At 67.5% G+C, this 4,207-nt stretch carries 2 protein-coding genes; both read right to left on the reverse strand.

Annotated elements, in window-relative coordinates; all coding sequences use genetic code 11:
- A partial coding sequence (locus E1281_RS38130) for an MMPL family transporter (RefSeq protein ID WP_243717785.1) occupies positions 1 to 2,235 on the reverse strand: 2,235 nt, incomplete at its 3' end.
- A gap of 122 nt (positions 2,236 to 2,357) precedes the next feature.
- Positions 2,358 to 4,154: a fatty acyl-AMP ligase gene (locus E1281_RS38135; RefSeq protein WP_131884565.1), complete on the reverse strand. Its 1,797-nt coding sequence runs from the start codon at positions 4,152 to 4,154 to the stop codon at positions 2,358 to 2,360.
- Between the last annotated feature and the right edge of the window lie 53 nt (positions 4,155 to 4,207).

The following is a 4,207-nucleotide window of genomic DNA, read 5'->3' on the forward strand; positions in this document are numbered from 1 at the left end:
GGACGGGGTCAAGGCGGTGCTGCGTTCGCGTAGGTCCATCCGGGCGTGCAGGCCGGAGAGGAAGCCCGGGAGCCACCAGTTGGCGGCGCCCATGAAGCGCATCGTGGCCGGGACGAGGAGGGAGCGGACGAGCAGGGCGTCCACGACGACGGCGACGAACATGCCGACGCCGATGAGCTTGACGACGGTGATACCGGCCGTGCTGAACGCGCCGATGACGACGAGGAAGAGCAGGGCGGCGCTGGTGATGATGCCGCCGGTGTGCTGCATGCCGCGCGCGACCGCGGCGCGGTTGTCGTGGGTGAGGTCCCATTCCTCGCGGATGCGGCTGAGCAGGAAGACCTCGTAGTCCATGGACAGGCCGAACACGACCGCGAGGATGAGGATCATGCTGGTGGCCTCGACGCCGCCGGTGGGGGTGAAGTCGAGGATGCCCGCGAGGTGGCCGTACTGGAAGCCCCACACGATCGCGCCGAACGAGGCGCCGATCGACAGGACGTTCATCGCGATGGCCTTCAGCGGCAGCACGATCGAGCCGAAGAACATGAACAGCAGGATGAACGTGGCGATCCCGACGACGAGCGCCATCTTGGGCAGGGTCTCCATCAGGCTGGACATCAGGTCCATCTGCGCGGCCGTGCTGCCGCCGACGTCGATGTGCAGCGGGTAGCCGTCCTTGGCCAGGTGCATGCCGCGGATGTCCGTGACGAGGTCCTGGGCACGCTGGTCCATGGGCTCGTACTGGTGCGTGACGGAGATTCGCACACCGCCGTACGTGCCGGAGTATCCGGTGAACTGCGATTCGGACACGCCGGGAAGCGATCCCAGCTTCTTCCTGAACTCTTCCAGGTAGGGCGGGATGGGTTCGTCGCCCTCCGGCGTCCAGTTACGCGGGATGAGGTCACCGGAGACGACGACGTCGATGGGTTCGGCGGACCCGTTGGGGAAGTTCTGCTTGACGGTCTCCACCACGGTCCGTGTGGGGCTGTCCTTGGGCAGGACGCGGGCGTCCACGCTGCCGAACTGAACGTTCAGGAAGGGCCCGAACATGACGCCCAGGATGACGAGGACGATCGCGAAGTACGGCAGCGGATGCTTCATCACGCTGTGGCCGAGGCGGTACCAGAAGCCGCTGTCGGGATCCCGCTGCGCGCGCTTGGACGTGGGTCGCCGCCATGGCATCCTGCCGAATTCGACGCGCGGGCCTAGGAGCGCCAAGAGCGTGGGCAGCAGGACGGTGGCGCCGAAGACGGCGACCATGACGGTGGCGATGCCCGCCAGGCCGATCGTCCGGAGGAACATCTGCGGGAAGAGCAGAAGCCCCGCGAGGGCGGCCGACACGGTGATGCCGCTGACCACGATGGTGCGGCCTGCGGTCGCCATGGTGGCGGACAGGGCGCGCTGCCGCAGTGGACGCAACGCCGCCCTGTACGCCTTCTTCGCGGCCTTGCGAGACTTCCTGTCGCGTTCTCGTTTCCAGGGTTTGTCCGCCACGATCCCCTGCGCGGTCATGTCGCGCTGGAGTTCCTCGCGGAAGCGACTGATGATGAACAGCGAGTAGTCGATGGATAGGCCGACGCCCATCATCGTGACGACTTCCAGGGCGAAGGACGTCACGTCGGTGGTGTAGGTGACCACGTGCAGGACGGCCAGGCCGCCGATCATCGAGAACAGGGCCACGATGAGCGGCAGGAACGAGGCGGTGAGCGCGCCGAACAGGATGACGAGCAGGATGAGCAGGGGCAGCGCGGTGATGAGCTCGGCGCGGATGATGTCGTTGACGACCTGCTGGCCGAACTCTTCGCCGAGGGGAATGGCTCCGCCGTACTGGACCTTCAGCCCAGGCGCGGCCAGACGCTCCTTGATGGCGTGGTAGTTCTCTATCTGGGTCGCGCCGTCGTCGCCATGGAGTTTCACCGCGACGAACGTCGAGCGCCTGTCGTGGGACGCGAACGAGTCCGCGGCCTTACCGTTGAACGACCAGTAGGAGACGATCTCCTCGACCTGGGCCTTGGGCAGCCGCGCGATGGTCGTGACGACGTTCGCCTGGTAGCGCGGATCGTCCACCGTCATGGTGTCGCTGCTGTAGAGGACGAGGACGTCGGGGTTGGTGCTGCCGAAGTAGGTGGCGCCGAGCTTGGCGACGAGGGTGGAGGACGCGTTCGGGTCCTCGAAGCCGCCCTCCTTGAACTTGGAGAACACGCCGAGGCCCCAGACGCCCGCCACGCACGTCATGAGCACGATCAGAGCAAGGCTGGTCCAGCGTCGCCGGTCAATGAGACGACCCAGCCCCGAAAGCATGTTCCTCCTGTTTCGTCACCGCGCTCGTCCATCGGAGGACGGGTGACCGTCAAGCGCTACTTACGAGACGCCAGACGAGCGTCTGTCGTTGGCAGGCCGCCGTCAAGGTAACGCTGCCGGGTGGCCGCGCGTGCGATCTTTCCGCTGGACGTACGGGACACGCCACCCGGTTCGATCAACACGAACTCGTGGACGCTCATCTCGTGCTCGACATTGATGGCGCCTCTAACGGCCGACTCCACCTCGTGCGGGTCCAGCCGTCCGAGCGGAACCCGGCGGTTGCGCTCGGCGACGACCACCAGTCGCTCGGTCTCCTCGCCAGACAGCGCGAACGCGGCGACGTGATCGGGGCGGATCGCCGGGTGCGCCCCCTGCGCGGTGACTTCGATGTCCTGTGGGTAGTGGTTGCGGCCGTCCACGATGATGAGATCCTTGATGCGACCTGTCACGTACAGCTCGCCCTCGTGGACGACACCGTAGTCACCGGTCTTCATCCAAGGCCCTGACGGCAGATCCGTGGCCCCGGACAGTTCGCCTCCGAAGGTGTCCTGGCTGCGTTCAGAGTTGCGCCAGTAGCCGGAGGCGGTGTTCGGTCCGTGGACCCAGATTTCACCGACCATGCCGTCCGGCCGCTCGGTGTGCGTGTCCGGGTCGACGATCGCGACGATCTGCCCGCTGGGCCGGCCGCACGAGACCAGGGCGCTGGCCCGCTCGAAATCCTCGTCGCACAGCCGTAGCTCGCCCTTGGTGAGCATGTCCCGGTCACCGTGGACGACCTTCGGCGGGGTGTCCTCGGCCGCCGCGGTGACGAACACGGTCGCCTCCGCCAGCCCGTACCCGGGCGCCTGCGCGCCCGGACGCAGCCCCGCCGCCGCGAACGCGTCCGCGAACATCGACAGCGTGGACGTGCGGATCGGTTCCGCGCCGTTCAGGCATGTCGTCAGCCCGGACAGGTCCAGGTCGGCGATCTTCTCCGGTGTCGCCTGTGACGCGGCGTACTCGTAGGCGAAGTTCGGCCCCGCCGTGTAGACGTTCTTGCCAGGACGTTCCGAGATGAGCCGGAGCCACCGCATCGGATTCATGATGAACGAGACGGGGTCGGTGTAGATGGCGTGGTCACCGTGCACCAAGGGCAGGGCCATCGTCGAGATGAGGCCCATGTCATGGAACAGGGGCAGCCAGCTGACCAGCTCTGGATCGGGCTTCTTCGGGGCCCATCCGGCCCAGAGCTGCGCGGCGTTCGCCGTCACGTTCCCGTGGGTGATCTCCACTCCGGCTGGGCGGCGGGTAGAGCCCGACGTGTACTGGAGGTAGGCGAGGTCGTCGAACGCGATCGGCTCGTCCTCCCAGCGTTCGGCCAGGGAGAGGTCGACCTCCTCGGCGAACACGATCTCCTTCGGCTGCGGGACGTCGTGGTCGGCCAGGAACTTCTCCACGTGCGGGAGTGCGTCGCGCGTCGTGACGATGACCGCGGGCTCCGCGTCGGTGTAGGCGCCGATCAGCCGGTCGGCGTGGCCGGGGAGGTCGGGCGAGAACAGCGGCACCGCGATGACGTGGGCGTACATGGCGCCGAGCATGGTCATCATGTAGTCGAGGGTCTGCGGCAGCAGCAGCGCGGCCCGTTCCCCCGGCCCGCTGACCTGCCGGAGCGTCGAGGCCGTCGCCCGTGCGCGCCGGTCCGTTCCGGCCCAGGTCAACGTGATGTGGGCACCGGACGGGTCGGTCGAGTAGTCGACGAAGGTGTAGGCCGGAGCGTCCGGCTTCTCCTCCGCCCACCGCGCGACCCGTTCGATCAGCGGGGTGCGGCCGGAACCTCCGGGCAGGAGGTCGGGAAGCAGCGAACCCAATGCCATTGATCAATCTCCCCTGGGGACGGGCCGGGCGGGGTCATGGGAGGGTGGGGCGC

The sequence above is a fragment of the Actinomadura sp. KC345 genome, from assembly GCF_004348515.1.
Lineage (GTDB): Bacteria > Actinomycetota > Actinomycetes > Streptosporangiales > Streptosporangiaceae > Spirillospora.

Coding starts and splice junctions, on each gene's coding strand:
- E1281_RS38135 (WP_131884565.1), bottom strand. CDS start 4,154: ATGGCATTGGGTTCGCTGCTTCCCGACCTCCTGCCCGGAGGTTCCGGC.